At 70.9% G+C, this 594-nt stretch carries 1 protein-coding gene; it reads right to left on the reverse strand.

Features of this window, described 5'->3' with window-relative positions; translation table 11 throughout:
- Positions 1–594, reverse strand: a 594-nt coding sequence (locus tag B1729_RS20135) for a vitamin B12 dependent-methionine synthase activation domain-containing protein (protein WP_275575862.1), incomplete at both ends; no start/stop codon positions are given.

Genomic DNA, 594 nt, shown 5'->3' on the forward strand with positions numbered 1-594 from the left:
ACCGAGAAGTACTTCGCCTCGGGGTGGTGAAAGACGAAGGCATCGGTCGACTGCTCAGGGTGCAGCTGCAGCTCTTCGCTGAGCTCGACGCCCATGCGCTCGGGCCGGAGGAGCTCGACGACCTTGCGGCGATCCTCCATGTCGGGGCATGCGGGGTAGCCGAGTGAGAAGCGGGCGCCGCGGTACTCCAGCTTGAACAGCCCCGCGGTCTCGGCGGGGTCCTCCCCCGAGAAGCCCAGCTCGGAGCGGATGCGGGCGTGCCAGAACTCGGCGAGCGCCTCGGTCAGCTGCATCACGAGCCCATTGAGCTCGTAGTAGTCGCGGTACTTGTCTTCGGCGAACAGCTTCGCGGTGACCGAGTCGATGTGCGCGCCGGCCGTGACGAGCTGCACCGGGAGCACGTCGACGGTGCCCGATTCGCGCGCCCGGACGAAGTCGGCGAGGCACAGGTGGCGGTCGCGGCGCTGGCGCGGGAAGTGGAACCGCAGGCGCTCGGTGCCGAGCTCCCCGCCACGCCCGGAGCCTGCGGAGGGCCCATCGATGCTGCCGCCGTCCGGTGCGAGCAGGCCGGCGGTGCCGAGCACGCCGGCGGGG

Source organism: Microbacterium sp. B35-04 (assembly GCF_010634885.1).
Taxonomy (GTDB): domain Bacteria; phylum Actinomycetota; class Actinomycetes; order Actinomycetales; family Microbacteriaceae; genus Microbacterium.